Origin of the sequence: Demequina silvatica, assembly GCF_000971215.1 — a bacterium.
Taxonomy (GTDB): domain Bacteria; phylum Actinomycetota; class Actinomycetes; order Actinomycetales; family Demequinaceae; genus Demequina; species Demequina silvatica.
This window is the reverse complement of sequence record NZ_BBMA01000002.1, coordinates 216,916-235,777: the sequence shown is the minus strand read 5'-3', so window position 1 is coordinate 235,777 and position 18,862 is coordinate 216,916. Positions and strand designations below refer to the sequence as shown.

Annotated in this window: 20 protein-coding genes, 1 tRNA gene and 1 pseudogene; 10 read left to right on the top strand and 12 right to left on the bottom strand. The window is 71.5% G+C overall.

Going from position 1 to position 18,862, the window contains the following annotated elements:
- Positions 1-59: 59 nt before the first annotated feature.
- The 3 genes and pseudogenes from AOM05_RS14710 to AOM05_RS01130 form a co-directional block, all read left to right on the top strand.
- Positions 60-455, top strand: a pseudogene (locus tag AOM05_RS14710) (MFS transporter); the annotation flags it as partial.
- A complete protein-coding gene (locus AOM05_RS01135; protein ID WP_369401112.1) occupies positions 450-1,460 on the top strand; it encodes an MFS transporter in 1,011 nt (336 codons plus the stop codon). The pseudogene AOM05_RS14710 and the gene AOM05_RS01135, both read left to right, overlap by 6 nt.
- A complete protein-coding gene (locus AOM05_RS01130; RefSeq protein ID WP_062518777.1) occupies positions 1,457-2,503 on the top strand; it encodes a UDP-N-acetylmuramate dehydrogenase in 1,047 nt (348 codons plus the stop codon). Before AOM05_RS01135 ends, AOM05_RS01130 begins: the two co-directional genes overlap by 4 nt.
- A 74-nt stretch (positions 2,504-2,577) precedes the next feature.
- Here AOM05_RS01130 and AOM05_RS01125 read toward each other — a convergent pair whose 3' ends face one another.
- The 12 genes from AOM05_RS01125 to AOM05_RS14360 all read right to left on the bottom strand — a co-directional run bounded on the left by AOM05_RS01125 (position 2,578) and on the right by AOM05_RS14360 (position 14,432).
- A complete protein-coding gene (locus AOM05_RS01125; RefSeq protein WP_062518776.1) occupies positions 2,578-5,109 on the bottom strand; it encodes an ABC transporter permease in 2,532 nt (843 codons plus the stop codon).
- Complete coding sequence (locus AOM05_RS01120; protein WP_062518775.1) at positions 5,109-5,846, bottom strand: ABC transporter ATP-binding protein; 738 nt, start codon at positions 5,844-5,846, stop codon at positions 5,109-5,111. The genes AOM05_RS01125 and AOM05_RS01120 overlap by 1 nt, the downstream gene beginning before the upstream one ends.
- A 148-nt stretch (positions 5,847-5,994) precedes the next feature.
- Complete coding sequence (locus AOM05_RS01115) at positions 5,995-6,663, bottom strand: response regulator (protein WP_062518774.1); 669 nt, start codon at positions 6,661-6,663, stop codon at positions 5,995-5,997.
- Positions 6,660-7,895 (bottom strand): sensor histidine kinase, encoded by a 1,236-nt coding sequence (locus AOM05_RS01110; RefSeq protein WP_062518773.1) that lies wholly within the window; start codon positions 7,893-7,895, stop codon positions 6,660-6,662. Before AOM05_RS01110 ends, AOM05_RS01115 begins: the two co-directional genes overlap by 4 nt.
- A gap of 58 nt (positions 7,896-7,953) precedes the next feature.
- A complete protein-coding gene (locus AOM05_RS01105) occupies positions 7,954-8,604 on the bottom strand; it encodes a response regulator transcription factor (RefSeq protein WP_062518772.1) in 651 nt (216 codons plus the stop codon).
- Positions 8,601-10,007 (bottom strand): sensor histidine kinase, encoded by a 1,407-nt coding sequence (locus AOM05_RS01100; protein WP_062518771.1) that lies wholly within the window; start codon positions 10,005-10,007, stop codon positions 8,601-8,603. The genes AOM05_RS01105 and AOM05_RS01100 overlap by 4 nt, the downstream gene beginning before the upstream one ends.
- Positions 10,008-10,036: 29 nt before the next feature.
- A complete protein-coding gene (locus AOM05_RS01095) occupies positions 10,037-10,561 on the bottom strand; it encodes a hypothetical protein (protein ID WP_062518770.1) in 525 nt (174 codons plus the stop codon).
- A gap of 35 nt (positions 10,562-10,596) precedes the next feature.
- On the bottom strand, positions 10,597-10,836 hold the full coding sequence (locus tag AOM05_RS01090; protein WP_062518769.1) for a hypothetical protein: 240 nt from the start codon (positions 10,834-10,836) through the stop codon (positions 10,597-10,599).
- Between the two features lie 59 nt (positions 10,837-10,895).
- Positions 10,896-11,714 carry an ABC transporter permease gene (locus AOM05_RS01085; protein WP_062518768.1) on the bottom strand — a complete coding sequence of 273 codons (819 nt, stop codon included), beginning with the start codon at positions 11,712-11,714 and terminating at the stop codon, positions 10,896-10,898.
- Entirely contained in the window at positions 11,711-12,601 is an 891-nt protein-coding gene (locus tag AOM05_RS01080; protein WP_062518767.1) for an ABC transporter ATP-binding protein, read from the bottom strand. Before AOM05_RS01080 ends, AOM05_RS01085 begins: the two co-directional genes overlap by 4 nt.
- A gap of 113 nt (positions 12,602-12,714) precedes the next feature.
- Complete coding sequence (locus AOM05_RS01075; protein ID WP_062518766.1) at positions 12,715-13,917, bottom strand: pyridoxal phosphate-dependent aminotransferase; 1,203 nt, start codon at positions 13,915-13,917, stop codon at positions 12,715-12,717.
- Between the two features lie 101 nt (positions 13,918-14,018).
- A complete protein-coding gene (locus AOM05_RS14360; protein ID WP_062518765.1) occupies positions 14,019-14,432 on the bottom strand; it encodes an SHOCT domain-containing protein in 414 nt (137 codons plus the stop codon).
- 453 nt (positions 14,433-14,885) lie between these two features.
- On the opposite strand from AOM05_RS14360, the gene AOM05_RS01065 reads away from it, so the two are divergent.
- The 7 genes from AOM05_RS01065 (at position 14,886) to rplL (ending at position 18,737) form a co-directional block, all read left to right on the top strand.
- Positions 14,886-14,958, top strand: a tRNA-Trp gene (locus AOM05_RS01065).
- A gap of 49 nt (positions 14,959-15,007) precedes the next feature.
- A complete protein-coding gene (secE, locus tag AOM05_RS01060) occupies positions 15,008-15,265 on the top strand; it encodes a preprotein translocase subunit SecE (RefSeq protein WP_082097161.1) in 258 nt (85 codons plus the stop codon).
- A gap of 23 nt (positions 15,266-15,288) precedes the next feature.
- Positions 15,289-16,047 (top strand): transcription termination/antitermination protein NusG, encoded by a 759-nt coding sequence (nusG, locus tag AOM05_RS01055; protein WP_062518763.1) that lies wholly within the window; start codon positions 15,289-15,291, stop codon positions 16,045-16,047.
- A 60-nt stretch (positions 16,048-16,107) separates the two neighbouring features.
- Positions 16,108-16,542, top strand: a complete 435-nt coding sequence (gene rplK, locus AOM05_RS01050) for a 50S ribosomal protein L11 (RefSeq protein ID WP_062294006.1) — start codon at positions 16,108-16,110, stop codon at positions 16,540-16,542.
- Between the two features lie 65 nt (positions 16,543-16,607).
- Positions 16,608-17,306 carry a 50S ribosomal protein L1 gene (gene rplA / locus AOM05_RS01045; protein WP_062518762.1) on the top strand — a complete coding sequence of 233 codons (699 nt, stop codon included), beginning with the start codon at positions 16,608-16,610 and terminating at the stop codon, positions 17,304-17,306.
- Between the two features lie 465 nt (positions 17,307-17,771).
- Entirely contained in the window at positions 17,772-18,293 is a 522-nt protein-coding gene (gene rplJ / locus AOM05_RS01040; RefSeq protein ID WP_062294000.1) for a 50S ribosomal protein L10, read from the top strand.
- Positions 18,294-18,350: 57 nt separating this feature from the next.
- The gene (gene rplL / locus AOM05_RS01035; protein ID WP_062293997.1) at positions 18,351-18,737 is read left to right on the top strand and encodes a 50S ribosomal protein L7/L12; all 387 of its coding nucleotides are present in this window, start codon (positions 18,351-18,353) and stop codon (positions 18,735-18,737) included.
- Positions 18,738-18,862: the final 125 nt, after the last annotated feature.

The window sequence follows — 18,862 nt, the reverse complement described above, 5'->3', positions numbered from 1 at the left end:
TCCCTCGGCTCGGTCAGACCCCAGGTTAGCGCCGCCCGCCCGACCATCCGCGCCACGGCCGCGCCGCGCATCGTCCCGAGGGAGCCATGACCCAACGCCCTGCCCGCACCGCGGCCGCCCGCCGCGGCGTGCTCGCCCTGTTCTGGATCATGGGCGTCTTCATGGCGACCCAGGTGTCGCGCTACCCGACCATCACCGAGCTGCTCGACGTGAGCACGGGCGAGCTCGCGCGACTGCTGCTGTTCGGCGCGCTCGGCGCCCTGTGCGCGCTGCTCGTGACCGGCTGGATGGTGGCGCGGTTCGGCACGCGGGCGCTGCTGTGGTGGTCCTCGTTCGGGTTCCTCGCCGCGATCGTGCTGCTGGGTGCCGCGACCGCGTGGGGATCGCAGGCCTGGTTCGCGGTCGCGTCGTTCCTGGTTTCCGTGGGCTTCGCGTTCACCAACGTCAGCATGAACGCGGAGGCGGCGGCGGTCGAGCGCGCCATGGGACGCGCGGTGCTGCCGCAGTTCCACGCCGCCTTCTCCGTGGGCATGGCGATGGGGCTCGCGCTCGGCGCGTGGATCTCGCACCTCGGCATCGCGCCCGTGTGGCACTTCGCGGGCGTCGGGATCGCGCTGACCGCGCTCCGTCTCGCGGTCCTGCCGGCGGCGGTGATGGACGGGCGGCCGCGCCCGGACGATGCGCGGCCCGGCCTGGGCGGCCCGTTCGCCGCCGCGCGGGACGAGTACCGCGACAGGCGCGTGGTGCTCATCGGCGTGATCGTGTTCTGCGCTTCGACCATCGAGGGCGCGGCGGCGCAGTGGGCGTCGCTGGCGGTGGTCGAGGCCTTCGACCAGCCGGAGGCGGTGGGCGACCTCCTGTACTGGGTGTTCGTGGTCGCGATGGTGACGCTGCGGTGGAGCGGCGCGGCGGTCATCGGGCGCCTCGGGCGCGTGGTGACGCTGCGGGTCTCCGCGGCGCTCGTGATCGTGGGCGTGAGCCTGTTCGCGTTCGCGCCGGGCCTGTGGCTGGTGCCCGTGGGCATGGTGCTGTGGGGCCTGGGCGCCGCTCTCGGCGTCCCGATCGGCTTCTCCGCCGCCTCCGACGAGCCCGATCGCGCCGCCGCGCGCGTCGCGGCCGTGTCCTCGTTCTCCACCATCGCGGGGCTGGTGATGCCGCAGGTGATCGGCCACCTGGGCGACGTGGTGGAGCTGCGTCGCGCGCTGCTGGTCACGGTGCCCGCGGCGCTGATCTCGTTCCTGCTCGCGCGCGCGGTGCGCGCCGCGGGACCGCTATTCCGGTCCCAGCGCGCGCTGGCGCGGCGGGAACGCGCGGCCGCGGTCTCGATCGACGCCGAGGCCGATCGCGACGCCGCCGCCGCGGTGATCGCGGACGGCGTGGAGCCCGTTCAGGCGCTGCCCGAGGAGGGGGCGCCCACCCGCGAGGAGCGGCGGCGCGGCGCGGATACCCTGGGCGCATGAATCTTGCCGCGTTGACCACCCTGCGCGTCGGGGGCCCGGCTCGCGAGCTGCGCGAGACGGACAGCGAGGCCGAGCTCATCGACGCCGTCCGCACAGCCGACACCGACGGGGCGCCGCTCCTGGTGGTCGGGGGCGGCTCCAACCTGCTGGTCGCCGACGAGGGCTTCGACGGCGTGGTGGTCCGCGACCGCCGCGAGGACGTGTCGCTGGTCAACGACGGCGCGTGCGGCGGGCTGTCGATCACCGCCGCGGCCGGCACCCCGTGGGACACGCTGGTCGCGCAGGCGGTCGCGTCGAAGTGGAGCGGCTTCGAGGCCCTCTCCGGCATCCCCGGCTCGACCGGCGCCACGCCGGTGCAGAACGTCGGCGCGTACGGCGCGGAGGTCAAGGACATCGTCGCCGTGGTGCGCACGTGGGACCGCGAGGCAGGCTCCGTCAAGACGTTGCCCCTGGTCAAGGCCGAGTTCGGCTACCGCGACTCGATGCTCAAGCGCACCATGACGCACGGCCCGTGGGGACCCACGCCGCGCTACGTGGTGCTCGAGGTCACCTTCCACACGCGGATGGCGAGCCTCTCGGCACCCGTGCGCTACCAGCAGCTCGCGACGGCGCTCGGCGTGGAGCTGGGCGCCCGCGTGCCCATCACCGACGTCCGCGAGGCGGTCCTCGCGCTGCGCGCCTCGAAGGGCATGGTCCTCGATGCCGCCGACCACGACACGTGGAGCGCCGGCTCGTTCTTCACCAACCCGATCGTGCACGCGGAGGCCGTCCCCGCCGACGCACCGCGCTACCCCGCCGCCGAGGGCCTGGTGAAGACCTCCGCGGCCTGGCTCATCGAGCACGCGGGCTTCGCGCGCGGCTTCGCCGTGAGGGACGATGCGCGGGCCACCTTGTCGACCAAGCACACCCTCGCGCTCACCAACAGGGGAGCGGCGACCGCCGCCGACGTCGTGGAGCTCGCGCGCGCGGTCCGCGACGGCGTGCGCGACGCCTTCGGGATCACGCTGGTGCCCGAGCCCGTCGCGGTGGGCGTCGAGATCTAGACCGGACGCGAGCGGCCCCCGGGGTTCGAGTCCCCGGGGGCCGCCGCATCGTCCCGCGCTTCGCGGGCCGCCCGTCAGCCGTCGAAGGCGATCGCCTGCAGGATGTCGAGCTTGGCCGCGCGGCGCGCGGGCGACATGGCCGCCACCACGCCGGCGATGATCGCCAGCACCATGTAGATCCCGAGCCATGTCCACGGGATCGCGACCGAGGAGAAGCCGAACTCCTCGAGCGCCCGCACCAGCGCCACGCCCAGGCCCACGCCCAGGATCATGCCGAGGATGGTGCCGAAGATCGCCATGACGAGCGACTCGATGCGGATCATGCGGCGGATGGAGCGCCGCCGGACGCCCACCGCGCGGAGCAGGCCGATCTCGCGGGTGCGCTCCGTCACCGAGAGCAGCAGCGTGTTCGCCACGCCCAGCACTGCGATGATGAGCGCCGCGCCGAGCATCGCCGAGATCACGCCGAGCAGCAGGTCGATGAACTGGTTCGCGAACTGCGCGAGCTCGTCGGGGGCCTGGAGCACCACGAGCGGGTAGTCGGCCGCGAGGGCCTCCGCCAGCTGCTCCTGCGCCGCGGCGGCGTCCACGCCCTCGTCCAGGACCACCATCGCCTGGACCACGTCGTACTCGCCGAACAGCTCCGCGCCGGTCGCCTCGTCGACCCAGAAGTTGGCGTCGCCCTCGTTGAGGTAGAGGCCGGTGACCTCCAGCGTCGCCGAGCCCTCGGCTCCCTCGAGGGTCACCTGGTCGCCCACCTCGACGCCGAGCTCCTGGATGACCGGGTCGATGAAGACGCCGCCGTCGAGCTCGGTGAACGCGGGCTCGTTGTTGTAGTCGAACGCCGCCTCCGCGGTCACGGGGTCGATCGACGCGACGGCGTAGCCCGTCCCCTCGAACTGCGCGGAGTCCACGCCGAGCGACGTGACGAAGTCGACGCCGTCCTCAGACTCGAGCGTCTCGATCGCGCCGGCCGGGATCGCGCCCTGGGTGGAGAGGACGAAGAAGTCCGCGTCGCTGCTCGCGAACTGGTCGGTGACCACGCTCTTGAGCGACTCCGTGAAGGTGGAGACCAGCGCGAGCAGCATCACGCCGATCATGAGCGCGGCCGCGGTGTTGGCGCTGCGGCGAGGCTCGCGGCGGATGTTGTTGGCGGCGAGCTTGCCGTCCACCCGGAACAGCCGCGTGAGCAGCGACTTGAGGCCGTACGCGAGCGGCACCAGGACCTGCGCCGCGAGCAGCGTCACGCCGATGATGAGCACCATCGCGCCGGCGCCCACGTACACGTACGGACGCGGGACGTCCATGTAGAGACCCACGACGATCGCCAGCACGCCGAGCAGCGCGAGCGCGCCGCCGACGATGTTGCGCAGCCGCAGCGGCTTCTTGGACTCGGTCGCGGACTCGCGCAGCGCCTCCATGGGCGAGATGGTCGACGCGTGGATCGCGGGCATGAGCGCCGCGATCAGCGTGACCAGCGCGCCGAGCGCGTAGCCCCACAGCAGGGCGTCGATCGGGAGGGTGACGGTGCCGAAGATGTTGCCCGACACCGCTTCCACCAGCGCGGAGAGCCCGAGCGCGCCCAGGTAGCCCAGCGCGATGCCCACCGTCGACGCGACCACCGCGATGACGAGCGCCTCGAGCAGGATCATGGTGCGCAGCTGGCGGCCGCTCACGCCGATCGCGCGCAGCAGCCCGAACTCGCGGGTGCGCTGCGTGACGATGATCCGGAACGTGTTGACGATGATGTACGAGCCGACGAACAGCGCGATGAGCGCGAACGCGATCGCGAAGATGTCGATGTACTGGAGCAGGTCGTCGAGCTCCTGCGCCTGCTCCGCGGCCTTGTCCTCGCCCGTGATGGCGCGGGTGCCGTCGGGGATGACGTCGGAGATCGCGGTCGCGACCTCGTCCTTGTCCGCGCCGTCCGCGACCAGCACGGAGATGCTCTGGTAGCCGTCGGACTGCGCGAGCTCCCACGCGGTTGCCTCGGTCATGTAGCCGAGCGTCGCGCCCTGCAGCGAGTTGGACTCGCCGAAGCGGACGAGGCCCACGAGCTCGAGCTCGGTGACGCCCGAGTCGGTCGCGACGGCCACCTGGTCGCCCAGCTCGTAGCCCAGGCGCGGCGCGCTGTCGACGTCGAGGACCATCTGGGTGTCGGTCTCCGGTCCGTGACCCTCGACCAGCGTCGACTGGTCGATGCGGGGCTCGCCCGACCAGTTGAACAGCTGGCTGGGGGCGCCGCCGGCCGTGAGCTCGCCCGTGGGCTCGAAGTCGGCGGGCAGCACCGCACCCATGACCTGGATCCCGCCCACGGCGAGGCCGACGCCATCGACCGCCTGGACGGCGGCGAGGTCGTCGGTGGAGAACACCGAGTCGCCTGCGGCGAACTGGTCGCCCTCCTCCTCGGACTCGGACGGCGCCTCCTCGACGATCACGTCGGTGCCGGAGTAGATCTCCTCGAACAGCTGGTGGAAGCCGCCCGAGAGCGCGTTGGTGAGGGTGAACGTGGCCGCGGCGAGCGCGACGCCCAGGGCGACGGCGATCGCGGTCAGCACCAGCCTCTTGGGGTTGTGCTTGACGGACTTGACGGCGAGGCGGAACATCAGTGCCCCATCTGCTTCATGCGGTCGAGCACGCGGTCGGCGGTGGGCTCGCGCATCTCGTCCACGATCCGGCCGTCGGCGAGGAACAGCACGCGGTCCGAGTAGGACGCGGCCGACGGGTCGTGGGTGACCATCGCGATGGTCTGGCCGAACTCCTTCACGGCGCGGCGCATGAAGCCGAGCAGCTCCGCGCCGGAGCGCGAGTCGAGGTTGCCGGACGGCTCGTCCGCGAAGATCAGCTCGGGGCGCGCGACCAGCGCGCGGGCGACCGCGACGCGCTGCTGCTGGCCGCCCGAGAGCTCGGCGGGCAGGTGCGTGAGGCGGTCCGCGAGGCCCAGGATCCCGATGATCTCGTCGAACCACGCCGGGTCGATGTCGCGGCCCGAGATGTCGAGCGGCAGCGTGATGTTCTCGCGCGCGGTCAGCGACGGGATGAGGTTGAACGCCTGGAAGACGAACCCGATCTTGTCGCGGCGCACCTGCGTGATCTTGTCCTCGGACAGGCTCGAGATCTGCTGGTCGCCGATCCAGGACTCGCCGGCGGTGAGCCGGTCCAGGCCTGCGAGCGTGTGCAGCAGGGTCGACTTGCCCGAGCCCGACGGGCCCATGATCGCCGTGAACTCGGCGGCCGCGATGTCGACGTCGATGCCGTCGAGCGCGCGGACCGCCGCGTCGCCCGAGCCGTAGTCCTTGGTGCCGCCGCGCATGGACGCGGCGAGGGTGACGGTGGTGGTCATGATGGATGCCCCTCGTGGATGGGTGGTGTCGTGGCCAGTCTGGCGAAGCGCGCGCGCCGCGGTCATCGTCCGCGAGGACGGTTCCGGCGGGTCCGCCTCAGGGATGACCCCGGAGGGACGATGCGCGGGCCGGGTCTGCGGCGCAGGCTCACGGCCGCGGCAGCACGATCCCGGAGTCGTAGGCCTCGACCACCGCCTGCACGCGGTCGCGCACGCCGAGCTTGGTGAGGATGTGGCTGACGTGGGTCTTCACCGTGGTGGAGGACACGTACAGCTCCGCCGCGATCTCCTGGTTCGACAGGCCGCGCGCCATGAGGCGCAGCACCTCCACCTCGCGGTCGGACAGGTCGCCCACGGCCTCGGGGGAGGGGGTGTGGTCCTCGGGCGCGACGGGGGCGGTGCGCGCGAACTGCTCGATCACGCGGCGCGTCACCTCGGGAGCGAGCAGCGCCTCGCCCGCCGCGACCACGCGCACCGCGCTCACCAGCGCGTCGCCGTCGACGCTCTTGAGCAGGAACCCGGACGCGCCGGCTCGCAGCGCCTCGTACACGTACTCGTCGTCGTCGAAGGTGGTCAGGATGACGATGCGCGTGCCGGGGTGCGCGGCGAGCACCTCGCGCGTGGCGGTGAGGCCGTCCATGCCGGGCATGCGGACGTCCATGAGCACCACGTCGGGGGCGTGCTGGGCGACTATCCCGGCCGCCTCCGCGCCGGAAGTCGCCTCGGCGACCACGCTGATGTCCTCCTCGGACTCGAGGATCATGCGCAGCCCCACGCGCACCATCGCCTGGTCGTCGACCAGCGCCACCCGGATCATCGTCCACCCTTCGCCGTGCCGGCGGACCGGCGGCCCACCTGGTCGTCCGCCGACGGCAGCACCGCCCGCACCCGGAAGCCGCCGCCGCTGCGCGGTCCGTACTCGAGCGAGCCGCCGAGCGCGTGGACGCGCTCCGCCATCCCGCGCAGCCCATGGCCGCCGCTCTGGCGGGCCGCGTCGGAGATGATGCCGCGGCCATCGTCCTCGACCAGGACGGTGACCTGGCCGGGACGGCGCACCACGGTCACCTGCGCGTGGGCGCCCGGGCCGGCGTGCTTCATGGCGTTGGTGAGGGCCTCCTGCACCACGCGGTACGCGCTGAGCTCCACCCCGGCGGGGACGTGCGCCGTCCCCTCGACGCTGAGCTCGACGGGAAGCCCCGCGTCCTCGACCTGCTGCGCGAGCGCGGGCAGCGCGGCGAGCGCCGGCATCGGCTCGAGCTCCGCGAGCGCGCGGTCCCGCTCCGCGGTGTCGACCGCGTCCTGCTCGGTCGCGCGCAGCACGCCGATCATCCGCTGCATCTCCGCGAGGCCCGTGCGGCCGGACGCCGCGATGGTCTCCAGCGCCTCGGACACCCGCGGATCGCTCTCGCGGGCGAGGCGGCGCGCGCCCTCCGCCTGCAGCGTCATCACGGTGATCTCGTGCGCGACCACGTCGTGCAGCTCGCGCGCGATCCGCGCGCGCTCCGCCCGGACGGCGTCCGCCGCGACCACCTGCTGCGCCTGCTCGCGCCGCGCGTGCTCGAGCTCGAGCTCCGTGATGCGCTCGCGGCGACGGAAGTCGACGAACCCGATCATCATGGGCACCACCACGGCCAGCGTGACCGCGATGAGCGACGTCCACTGGACGAAGTCGGTCGCGAAGAGCCCCACGACCGTCCAGGAGAACATGAGCAGCAGCACCGCGGCCCCGTGGAGCAGCGCGGTGCGCCGTGGCACGTAGGCGGCGAGGCCGTACAGCGCGACGTAGATGCCGAACATCGCCGCGGTGTCGGGGTAGCCGAGGCCCACCGCGACGACCCACGGCATGAGGATCGCCCACACGACCACGCGCGGGTGCCGCTGGCGCCACACGAGCGGGACCACCTGCGCGACGATCAGCAGGTAGCCGAGCGCGTCGTACTCGCGCGGCGCGGGCCCGAAGGAGGCGGCGCCCCGGGTGCCGATGAGCGCGAGCACCAGCAGGGACGCGGCGATCGCGACGTCACCCCAGCGCGGCCCCTTGGCGTCCATCAGGCCAGCGTAGGGCGTGGGCCGGGCGCCGGCATCGTCCGAAGGGACGAGCGCGCCGTCAACCGTGGAAGCGGTACCCGACTCCCCTGACCGTCTCGATCGCATCCGCGCCGAGGTGGGTGCGGAGGTAGCGGATGTACACGTCGAGGACGTTGTCTCGCGCCGCGGAACCCCACACCTCCTCGAGCGCGCGTGCGCGCGTCACGACCTCGCCGGCGTTCGTCATGAGCAGGTGGGCGAGCTGGAGCTCGCGCGGGCTCAGCGGCACCTCCTCGTCATCGCACGTGAGCCGCCGGGCGACGGGGTCGAGCGCGCAGCGGCCCACGCGCACTGTCGGGTCGGGCGCGGGGCTGTCGCGCCGCGCGCGAAGACGGATGCGGGCGACCAGCTCGTCGAAGGAGAACGGCTTGGGCATGTAGTCGTCGGCGCCGCGTTCGAGCCCTCGCACCGTGTCCTCGGCGGAGGTGCGGGCCGTCAGGATGATGACCGGGAGGTCGGAGCCGGCCGCCCGCAGGCGCCGCAGCACGGTGAAGCCCTCCTGATCGGGCAGGCCGATGTCGAGCACCATGACGTCGTGGGAGCCTGCGAGCGCGAGCGCCAGCCCCTCCCGGCCGGTGCGCGCGTGGTCCATCTCTATGCCGACGGTGCGCAGGCCGTCGCGCAAGCTCGCCACGAGCCGCGGCTCGTCCTCGACCAGCAGGATCTTCACGGCTCCTCCCGCCACGGCACCCGGATGACGAACGTGGACCCGTGGCCCGGCGTCGACGCGATCTCGAGCTCGCCCCCGTGGGCGTGCGCGATCGCGCCCACCAGCGGCAGCCCCAGGCCGAGGCCCTCCGCGTCGGGGTCGAGCCGCACGAATCGCTCGCGGACGGACTCGAGGTCCGCGGGAGCGATGCCTCGACCCTCGTCCGACACCCAGGCCAGCAGATCGGTGCCGTCGCGCGCGCTGCCCACGCGCACGGCCGATCCGTCCTCCGAGAACTTCACCGCATTGGCCGCGAGCTGCATCCACGCCTGGGTGAGGCGCTGCGGGTCGACGACGGCGGTGCCGTCCGCGCGCGACTCGACGCTCCACGCACGGTCTCCTAGCGTCGCCATGCGATCCGCGACGGCATCGGTGAGTTCAGCCAGCGGGGTGGGTGCGAGGCGCAGGAACTCGGGACGGTCGGCCTTGGCGAGCGTGACCAGGTCCTCGACCAGCCGAGTCATGTCCGCGGTCACGGCGAGTAGCTCGTCCCGCGTCGCCTCGACCTGGTCCGCGTCGCGCGGTTCGAGGAGCTCGAGACGCGTGCGGACCACGGTGAGCGGGGTGCGGAGCTCGTGCGAGGCGTCGTCGAGGAGCCGCCGCTGGTCGGAGAACGCCCGCTCGAGCCTGTCGAGCATCGCGTTGACGGTCCGCGACAGGCCCGCGAGGTCGTCGTCTCCCACGATCGGCACGCGTTCGCCGAGGTCGGTCTCGTTGATGCGCCGCGCGGTGCGGTCGAGCAGCCGCACCGGCTCGAGCAGGCGACCCACGGTGACGAACCCCAGCGCGCCGATCGCGATGGTCGCCACGATCGCGACGATCGCGTACACGGTGAAGGTGTCGACGAGCTCGCCCACGCGCGCGCCCTCGTCGATCGCGATGGCGAGGACCGCGACCCGCGTCCCGGCCGCGTCGATGAACGGCATCGCCGCGTATCCGTAGCGCGCGCTGGACGTCTCTGCGCGGCGCACCTCGACCGCCGTGGTCGTGTCGGACCACAGCAGGTCGAGCAGCTCCTCATCGTCCTCCAGCCGGAGCCGGCCCTCGCTGGCGGGGACATAGCGGGCGCGCCCGTCGACGAGCGCGACCGCGCCCTCGTCCTCGGTGCCGGTGTACCGGGCGACCGCGTCCCGCATGAGGGCGTCGATCCCCGTCGGCTCGGTCTCGGCGATCCATCGGAGGTAGTCGTCCGCGATCGCGGAGAGCTCGTCGGTGACGCCTCGCTCGACCGCGTCACGCTCGATGAGGAAGGCCGTGGTGCCGGCGACCGCGAGCGCCACCCCGGTGAGGGCCACCAGGTAGATCACCACCCGGGCGCGGACGGAACCCGCGCGAGCGCCGGACTGCCCGAACCATGAGGTCATCGTCACCTTCCGGCGCCACGCTATCGGGTTCAGTCGTCCTCGTGCTCGCTCTCGTCGGCGGAGTCGTCCGAGCCGTCATGGCCCGAGCTGCCGCCCTTGTCGTCGGTGGCGTCCTCGGCGGAGTCGTGACCCGAGTCGTCGGTGGTGGCGCGGTCGCCTCCCTTGTCGTCGGTGGCGTCCTCGGCGGAGTCGTGACCCGAGTCGTCCGCCTCGTCGTCGACACGGGTGTCGCCGGGTGGGAGCGCGATGCTGTCGTCTTCGACGTCGTCGCTCACGTCGTCCGGGCGGTCGCCGCCGTGGTCGTCGGTGAGGTCGTCGACGGACGGGCTGTGGGGGACCGTGGTGAGGGAGTCGTCGGGGGTCGCGCTCGAGGACGACGACGGCTCGGGGGTCGAGTCGTCCGACGAGTCGACGACGACGGCGTCGCCCACCGTGGGGTCCGGCTCCGCGCCGGAGCCGGAGCGCGACAACGCCGTCGCCCCGACGCCGACCCCGAGCAGGACCGCGGATGCTGCGGCGATCGTCGCCGCGAATCTTGCTGCTGAGGTGTTCATGGCTCCAGCCTGCTCGCCGGAGTCTGAGAGCTCTCTCAGGCTGCCGCCGCGGCTCGGGCACGCGCCCGGTCGGGGAGGATGGCGACGACCTCGGGGATGCGCTGGCCCGCCACGTGGCGGGGTGCGTCGCGCCTCGGTGGGCTGGGGACCGAGGTCGCCGCCGCATCGTCCCGTGACGGCGTGTACGGTGCGCGTGCCGCGACCGCGGGCGGTCCGGCGAGGAGCGAGCCCGTGGCGATGAGCGTGACGGCGATGCGGGTGGCGGTGCGCTTCATGCCGTCAGCATGGGGCGCGGACCCTGGCAGGCGCCGCAGAGGCCGCTCAGGGGAGGCTGTCAGTTGTCGTCGTGCCGGGTCCACCGGAAGGTGCGCACCGCGACGATCAGGCCCAGGACCATCCACGCGGCGAGCACGATCGCCGTCGCGGGATGCTGCCACGACCCGCTCGCCTCGGCCGCCTCGAAGCTCTCGGGCAGGAACACCGACCGCATGCCCTGCGCGAGCCACTTGAGCGGGAACACCGCGGCGACGTGCTGAAGGAACGTCGGGATCTGCGTGTAGACCAGGAACACGCCGGACGTGAACTGCAGGAAGAGCACCAGCGGGGTGAGGATCGCGGACGCGGCCTTCGCGTTGCGGAGCAGCGAGGACATCGCGATGCCGAGCGTGGTCGACGCCGCGGTGCCCAGCAGGAAGACCCAGGCGAACGTCCACCAGCCGCTGCCGGACGGCAGCTGCGCGTCGTAGAACGCGACGCCGATCGCGACCAGCGCCGCGATCTGGACCACCGACACCGCGAGCACCTGGGCCACCTTCGCCGCGAAGAACGCGGTCGCCGGCAGCGGCGTCGCGTGGACGCGCTTGAGCGCGTCCGAGTCGCGGTCGATCGCGATCGAGATCGCCAACGACTGGAAGCCCGTGTTGAGGATTCCCGAGGCGATCATGCCCGGCAGGAAGTACTGCGCGAACGACACCCCGTCCGCGATCTCCTGCCCGCCGAACACCGACCCGAACAGCACGAGCAGCATGATCGGGAAGAAGAAGATGAAGACCATCTGCTCCCGGGTGCGCGTGAACTCCTTCACCTCGACCACGAAGCGCCCACGGGTCATGGACATCCAGGTGGGGGCGGACGATGCGGTGGTCGCGGTCATGCCGAGGCCTCCTCGGTCGCGGTGCCGGTGGGGTGGGCGGCCGCGCTCGCGGCATCGCCGATCAGCCGCAGGTACACGTCCTCGAGGGAAGGGTGGACCACCTCGAGGCCCTCGATCTCACCCGACGTGCGGGCGAGCAGGTCGCGCAGCAGCGCGGTGGGCGTCGGGGTCTCCTCGGTGCGGGAGGTGCCGTCCTCGACCCACGTGACCCGCGCATCGGCCGCCCGCGCGCGCAGCCCCGCGGGGGTGTCGAGCGCCACCATGCGGCCCGCGGCGATGATGCCGATGCGGTCCGCGAGGTGGTCCGCCTCGTCCAGGTAGTGGGTGGTGAGGAGGATGGTGGTGCCGTCGCCGCGGACGGACTCGATGAGCGTCCAGAACTGGCGGCGGGCCTCGGGGTCGAAGCCGGTGGTCGGCTCGTCGAGGAACACCATCTCCGGGCGGCCGATCAGCGCGAGGGCGACGTCGAGCCGCCGCCGCTGGCCGCCCGACAGCGTCGCCGGCTTCGACCCGGCCTTCTCCGTGAGCCCCACCGCCTCGAGCATCTCGTCGACGCCGCGCGGGGACGGGTACAGGCTCGCGGCGTACCCCAGCGCCTCGCGCGCCGTGAGCGAGCCGCGCTCCGACGTCCCCTGGAGCATGATGCCGACGCGGTCGCGCCACTGCTTGGTCGCGTGGTGGGGGTCGACGCCCAGCACGCGCACGTCGCCGGCGGTGCGCTTGCGGAAGCCCTCGAGGATCTCGACCGTGGTGGACTTGCCGGCGCCGTTGGGGCCCAGCAGCGCGAACACCTCGCCGCGCGGGATCTCGAGGTCGAGGCCGTCGACGGCGTGCAGGTCGCCGTAGTGCTTGCGCAGGCCGGCGATGGCGATCGCGGGTTCCGTCATGCCGTCGAGCCTAGCCAGCCCGCGCGCCGGGTGCCTCCGCCGGAAGACGGAAGGGGCGCATCGTCCCGGGGGACGATGCGCCCCTTCCGGGCGTCGCAGACGCGTGCGGGCGGTCAGCCCGCGAGCAGGTTCTGGATGCGGCCGACGCCCTCGACCAGGTCCTCGTCGCCGAGCGCGTAGCTGAGGCGCAGGAAGCCGGACGGGCCGAACGCCTCGCCGGGGACCACGGCGACCTCGGCCTGCTCGAGGATGACGGTCGCGAGGTCCGCGCTGGACGCGATCTCCACGCCGCCGACGGTGCGGCCGATGAGGCCCTCGACGCTCGGGTAGGCGTAGAAGGCGCCCGTCGGGGTGGGGCACACGACGCCGTCGATCTGGCGCAGCATGTCGACCATGGTGCGTCGGCGGCGGTCGAACGCCTCGCGCATCTGGTGGACCTCCTCGAGACCGCCCTCGAGCGCCGCGATGGCCGCGCGCTGGGACACGTTGGCGACGTTGGACGTGAGGTGGCTCTGGAAGTTCGCGGCCGCCTTGGTGACGTCGGCGGGGGAGATCATCCAGCCCACGCGCCATCCGGTCATCGCGTAGGTCTTGGCGACGCCGTTGAGCACGATGGTCTGGTCCGCGAGCTCGGGGACCGCCTTGACGATCGGGGTGAACGCCGCGTCGTCGTAGGTGAGGTGCTCGTAGATCTCGTCGGTGAGGACCCAGATGCCGTGCTCGAGGGCCCACTCGCCGATCGCCTTGGTCTGCTCGGGCGAGTAGACGGCGCCGGTCGGGTTGGACGGGCTGCAGAACAGGAGGGCCTTGGTCTTGTCGGTGCGGGCCGCCTCGAGCTGCTCGACGGTGACCAGGTACTCCTGGTCGGCGCCGGCGAACACCTCGACGGCGCTGCCGCCGGCGAGGGCGATCGCCTCGGGGTAGGTGGTCCAGTACGGGGCGGGCAGGAGGACCTCGTCGCCCGGGTCGACGATCGCGGCGAAGGCCTGGAACACGGCCTGCTTGCCGCCGTTGGTCACGATCACGTTCGCGGGGTCGATCTCGTAGCCGGAGTCGCGCAGCGTCTTCGCCGCGATCGCCTGCTTGAGCTCGGGAAGGCCCGCCGCCGGGGTGTAGCGGTGGTTCTTGGGGTCGCGCGCGGCCGCGACGGCGGCCTCGACGATGAACTCGGGCGTGGGGAAGTCGGGCTCGCCCGCGCCGAACCCGATGACGGGACGGCCGGCGGCCTTGAGCGCCTTCGCCTTGGAGTCGACGGCGAGGGTGGCGGACGGCGCGATGGCGCCGAGGCGGGCAGAGACGCGGCGTGCGGGCTTCATGCGCGCCATTGTTCCACCTGAGCCCTCGAGGCGGTGTCCGCGATGTGGGACGCGCGGGCGCGAGTGCGGTGCGGGTGGTTCGGCGGGCGTGTCGACGGGTGTCAGGCGAGCGCGCGCGCCTTGAGCTGCGCGAACTCCTCCGGGGTGATGGCGCCGGAGTCGAGCAGCGCCTTGGCGCGGGAGATCTCGGTGGCGGGCTGCCGCTTGAGCGCGTCGATGTCCGCGTCGTCGTACGCGAGGCTGCGGGTGAACTCGACCTCCGCCGCGCGGTAGTCGCGCGCCGCCGCCATGTCGCGCTCCGTCATGCCCTTGCCGCGCGCGAGGAGGTAGATGAGCGCGCCGAGCGCGGGCAGCAGGATCAGCAGCAGCGTCCAGCCGACTTTCGCGCCGGTGCCGATCTCGTTGTCGCGCCACGCGTCAATGACGAACCTGATCATCAGGAAGATGAACATCACCCAGATCGTGACCCACAGGGACCACCAGAGGATGTCGAGGAAGTTGTCGAAGAAGTCCATGACGGTGCCCCCTTGTGTCGCGCGCGAATCGCACTCGATCTCACGGTAGTCCCTGGCACGTCCAGGCGCGCGGGGTGGTGAGGGAGTGGTGAGGGTGGTGGTGAGCGCCGCGGCGGCGACTCCCCATGACACTTGTGACGGATGGGACACGGATCGACTCGTGAGACGGTCACATCCTTCACGCGTGAACACACGAGTCCCAAGTGTCATGGGGAGTCCACGCGATGCACCCACCCGACGCACGCGGCGCTCGCACCCTGTGCCGTCCGCTACTCTGGTCCGGCGCACATGGCGGGCGGCGACGAGGCCTCCCAGCAACCCGGGTTCGACTTCTCTCCCGGAACCGCGTAACATGTGACGTCGGCGATTGACTTTCGTCAGGCTGGTTCGCGCCTTCGGGCGGGTCGCAGCATGGTGAAGGCGGACGTCGCGGGGCCCCGTCAGGGATCCCGAAGGGCAGTGGCGCAATTGGTAGCGCACCGGTCTCCAAAACCGGCGGTTGTGGGTTCGAGTCCCTCCTGCCCTGCGTACGCGGGGATCTCCCGCGAGCGCAATCCAGAGAGAAGGACTTTTCGGTGAGCGAATCTGCCGTGACGGATTCTGGAGAGAAGGACCCGCGGCACGAGTCGCGCGAGGGTCTGAACATCTTCGGACGCATCGCGCTGTTCGTGCGCCAGGTCATCTCCGAGCTGCGACGTGTGGTCACCCCCACGCGCCAGGAGCTGATCCGCTACATCTGGATCGTTCTCGGCTTCGTGGCCGTGATGATGATCCTGGTGTTCGGGCTGGACTTCGTGTTCGGCTGGGTCTCGGCGAAGGTGTTCGGCGGCTGAGGCCGCCTCAAGGGGAGTGAGTGATGAGCGACGAGAAGACTGACGAGACTGTGACGACCGAGATCGACGGCCTGGAGCCCGAGGTCGCCGAGGCGACCCCCGCGGACGAGCAGATCGCGGACGCCCCGGTCGAGGACTCGACCGAGACCGACGCCGAGGTCGAGGCCGACATCGACGCCCCGATCGCCGACCCGGTCGCCGAGTTCAAGTCCCGCCTCCGCACCCTCGAGGGCGACTGGTACGTGGTGCACAGCTATTCGGGTCACGAGAAGCGCGTGAAGGCCGCGATCGAGCACCGCATCGAGAGCCTCCACATGGAGGACTACATCTTCCAGGTCGAGGTGACCATGGAAGAGGTCGCCGAGATCAAGGGCGGCCAGCGCAAGCTCGTCACCCGCGTCCGGATGCCCGGATACGTCCTGGTGCGCATGTACCTCACGGACGAGTCCTGGGGCGCCGTGCGCAACACCCCGGGTGTGACCGGCTTCGTCGGCCACGCCCACAACCCCGTCCCGCTCACCATCGACGAGGTCTACTCGATGCTGGCGCCCAAGGAGGTGGCCGAGGCGGCCGCAGCCGAGGAGTCCGCCACCACGCAGACCCCCGTCGAGGTCGAGTTCGAGGTCGGCGAGTCGGTCACCGTCATCGACGGCCCGTTCGCGACCCTCCCGGGCACGATCTCGGAGATCTCGGCTGAGAGCCAGAAGCTCCACGTGCTCGTCTCCATCTTCGGCCGGGAGACCCCGGTCGAGCTGTCGTTCACCCAGGTCACCAAGATCTAGCTCGCGACAGCGAACCAGCGGCCGCCAAGCCGCACAGGCAACAAGATAAGGACCCTCAACATGGCACCCGCGAAGAAGAAGAAGGTCACTGGGCTGATCAAGCTTCAGATCCAGGCCGGCGCCGCCAACCCTGCCCCGCCGGTCGGTCCGGCGCTCGGTCAGCACGGCGTCAACATCATGGAGTTCTGCAAGGCGTACAACGCCGCGACCGAGTCGCAGCGTGGCAACGTCGTGCCCGTCGAGATCACGGTGTACGAGGACCGCTCGTTCACGTTCGTGCTCAAGACGCCTCCGGCCGCCGAGCTCATCAAGAAGGCGGCCGGCGTCGCCAAGGGCTCGTCGACCCCGCACACCGTCAAGGTCGCGAACCTGACCGACGCTCAGGTGCGTGAGATCGCCGAGGCCAAGATGGCCGACCTCAACGCCAACGACATCGACGCCGCCGCGAAGATCATCGCCGGCACCGCCCGCTCCATGGGCATCACGGTCTCCTAAGGACCTCCCACCTCAGTGGCAGGGCCGCGCTGGCCCGCACCACGAACTGCAAAGGAACAACGCAGATGACCAAGCGCTCCAAGGCTTACCGCGACGCAGCCCAGCTCGTCGACCGTGGCCAGCTGTACACGCCGATCGAGGCCCTCCGCCTCGCTCAGAAGACGTCCTCGAAGAACACCGACTCGACCATCGACGTCGTGTTCAAGCTCGGCGTCGACCCCCGTCACGCGGACCAGATGGTCCGTTCCACCGTCATCCTGCCGAACGGCACCGGCAAGACCGCCAGGGTCCTGGTCTTCGCCAACGGTGACAAGGCAGAGGCTGCCCGCGAGGCGGGCGCCGACATCGTCGGTGGCGACGAGCTCATCGAGGAGGTGGCCGCCGGCCGCCAGGACTTCGACGCCGTCGTGGCGACGCCCGACCTCATGGGCAAGGTCGGCCGCCTGGGCCGCGTGCTCGGCCCCCGTGGCCTCATGCCGAACCCGAAGACCGGCACCGTGACGATGGACGTGGCCAAGGCCGTGTCCGACATCAAGGGCGGCAAGATCGAGTTCCGCGTCGACAAGCACGCCAACCTGCACACCGTGCTGGGCAAGGCGTCCTTCGGCGACGCGAAGCTCCTCGAGAACTTCCAGGCCGTGATCGACGAGGTGCTCCGCGCCAAGCCGTCCGCCTCGAAGGGCCGCTACATCGTCAAGGCCTCGATCTCGGCGACGCAGGGTCCCGGCATCCCGATCGACGCCCTCGCGAAGTCCGAGGCGTAAGCAGCGGGCAACCCCAGACTCTCGCGCCCCGACCGGCGACCCCGGCACGGACGCGGAGCACGAGCGGCCCACGCGACGCCACCGCGTCCCGCGCGCCGCTCCTGGCCCGGCTCCCCTTTCGGGGGAGCCGGGCCTTCTCGCTTCCCCGGGCACGATGCGCGGGTCACCCGGGCGCGCGGGGCGACCGCCGCATCGTCCCCCACCTTCGATTTGCGGACGATGCGCTGGTCCCGTACCATGGACGAGCCCAAGACCGCCGGTCGTCGGGCCCGGGTTCCCCGGGTTCGGCCGAAGTCCCGCTCATGCGGGGTCCAGCGCAGGTGAAGCTGAAGCGCCGAGTGCGCGAACGTCTGGGCGGCCCACGGGCCGCCCTTTCTGTTCGCGGGCCAGGCCCCCGGCCCCGCCTGCGCGGGGCCTTTCTCATGTGGGGGATGGGACGGGCGGTCATCCGAAGGAAGGACAAACATGGCGACGCCAGACAAGGTGAACGCTGTTGCAGAGCTCGCGGACGACTTCCGCAGCTCCGCGGCGGTGCTGATCACCGAGTACCGCGGCCTCTCCGTCCCGCAGCTCGCGAAGCTGCGCGGTGAGATCCGTGGCGCCGCGACCTACAAGGTCGCGAAGAACACTCTGACGGCGCTCGCGGCCAAGGACGCCGGCATCGAGGGTCTCGACGACCTTCTGACCGGCCCCACGGCCATCGCATTCGTGACCGGTGACCCGGTCGAGGCTGCGAAGGGTCTCAAGGCTTTTGCCAAGGAGAACGACAAGCTCGTCATCAAGGGCGGCGTTCTCGAGGGCAAGGTGATCTCTGCTGATGAGGTCAAGAAGCTGGCGGACCTCGAGTCCCGCGAGGTTCTGCTCGCCAAGGCTGCCGGCGCCATGAAGGCGTCGCTCTTTGGTGCTGCATACCTGTTCCAGGCGCCGCTCGCTCAGGCAGCGCGCGCCGTCGACGCCCTGCGTGCGAAGCAGGAAGACGCGGCCTAAGGGCCGCACCCCACTACACACATCTGCTTCACGCAGGCAAGAGAGAAGGAAGTCATCATGGCTAAGCTCACCACCGAGGAGCTCATCGAGCAGTTCAAGGAGCTCTCGCTCATCGAGCTCTCGGAGTTCGTGAAGGCGTTCGAGGAGACCTTCGAGGTCACCGCCGCCGCTCCGGTCGCCGTTGCCGCCGCCCCCGCCGCCGGCGGCGAGGCTGCTGCCGAGGTCGAGGAGAAGGACGAGTTCGACGTCTTCCTCGCCGCCGTCGGCGACAAGAAGATCCAGGTCATCAAGGAGGTCCGCGCGCTCACCGGTCTCGGCCTGGGCGAGGCGAAGGCGCTCGTGGACGAGGCCCCCAAGGCCGTCCTCGAGGGCGCGAAGAAGGACGACGCCGAGAAGGCCAAGGCTCAGCTCGAGGCCGCCGGCGCGACCGTCGAGCTCAAGTAGCTCGTCCGGCTTCAGCCGAACCTTCTGAACGGGGTCGGGTCCGCGAGGACCCGGCCCCGTTCTGCCGTTCTCGGGGGACGATGCGGTGGTTCCGTGCGCGCCCGGGCCCGCCCGTGCATCGTCCC

Coding starts and splice junctions, on each gene's coding strand:
- AOM05_RS01085 (WP_062518768.1), bottom strand. CDS start 11,714: ATGACCGCGACCACCGCATCGTCCGCCCCCACCTGGATGTCCATGACC.
- AOM05_RS01130 (WP_062518777.1), top strand. CDS start 1,457: ATGAATCTTGCCGCGTTGACCACCCTGCGCGTCGGGGGCCCGGCTCGC.
- AOM05_RS01115 (WP_062518774.1), bottom strand. CDS start 6,663: ATGATCCGGGTGGCGCTGGTCGACGACCAGGCGATGGTGCGCGTGGGG.
- nusG (WP_062518763.1), top strand. CDS start 15,289: ATGAGCGACGAGAAGACTGACGAGACTGTGACGACCGAGATCGACGGC.
- AOM05_RS01090 (WP_062518769.1), bottom strand. CDS start 10,836: ATGAAGCGCACCGCCACCCGCATCGCCGTCACGCTCATCGCCACGGGC.
- AOM05_RS14360 (WP_062518765.1), bottom strand. CDS start 14,432: ATGGACTTCTTCGACAACTTCCTCGACATCCTCTGGTGGTCCCTGTGG.
- rplA (WP_062518762.1), top strand. CDS start 16,608: ATGACCAAGCGCTCCAAGGCTTACCGCGACGCAGCCCAGCTCGTCGAC.
- AOM05_RS01120 (WP_062518775.1), bottom strand. CDS start 5,846: ATGACCACCACCGTCACCCTCGCCGCGTCCATGCGCGGCGGCACCAAG.
- AOM05_RS01080 (WP_062518767.1), bottom strand. CDS start 12,601: ATGACGGAACCCGCGATCGCCATCGCCGGCCTGCGCAAGCACTACGGC.
- AOM05_RS01125 (WP_062518776.1), bottom strand. CDS start 5,109: ATGTTCCGCCTCGCCGTCAAGTCCGTCAAGCACAACCCCAAGAGGCTG.
- AOM05_RS01110 (WP_062518773.1), bottom strand. CDS start 7,895: ATGGACGCCAAGGGGCCGCGCTGGGGTGACGTCGCGATCGCCGCGTCC.
- AOM05_RS01100 (WP_062518771.1), bottom strand. CDS start 10,007: ATGACCTCATGGTTCGGGCAGTCCGGCGCTCGCGCGGGTTCCGTCCGC.
- rplJ (WP_062294000.1), top strand. CDS start 17,772: ATGGCGACGCCAGACAAGGTGAACGCTGTTGCAGAGCTCGCGGACGAC.
- rplK (WP_062294006.1), top strand. CDS start 16,108: ATGGCACCCGCGAAGAAGAAGAAGGTCACTGGGCTGATCAAGCTTCAG.
- rplL (WP_062293997.1), top strand. CDS start 18,351: ATGGCTAAGCTCACCACCGAGGAGCTCATCGAGCAGTTCAAGGAGCTC.
- AOM05_RS01075 (WP_062518766.1), bottom strand. CDS start 13,917: ATGAAGCCCGCACGCCGCGTCTCTGCCCGCCTCGGCGCCATCGCGCCG.
- AOM05_RS01095 (WP_062518770.1), bottom strand. CDS start 10,561: ATGAACACCTCAGCAGCAAGATTCGCGGCGACGATCGCCGCAGCATCC.
- AOM05_RS01135 (WP_369401112.1), top strand. CDS start 450: ATGAACGCGGAGGCGGCGGCGGTCGAGCGCGCCATGGGACGCGCGGTG.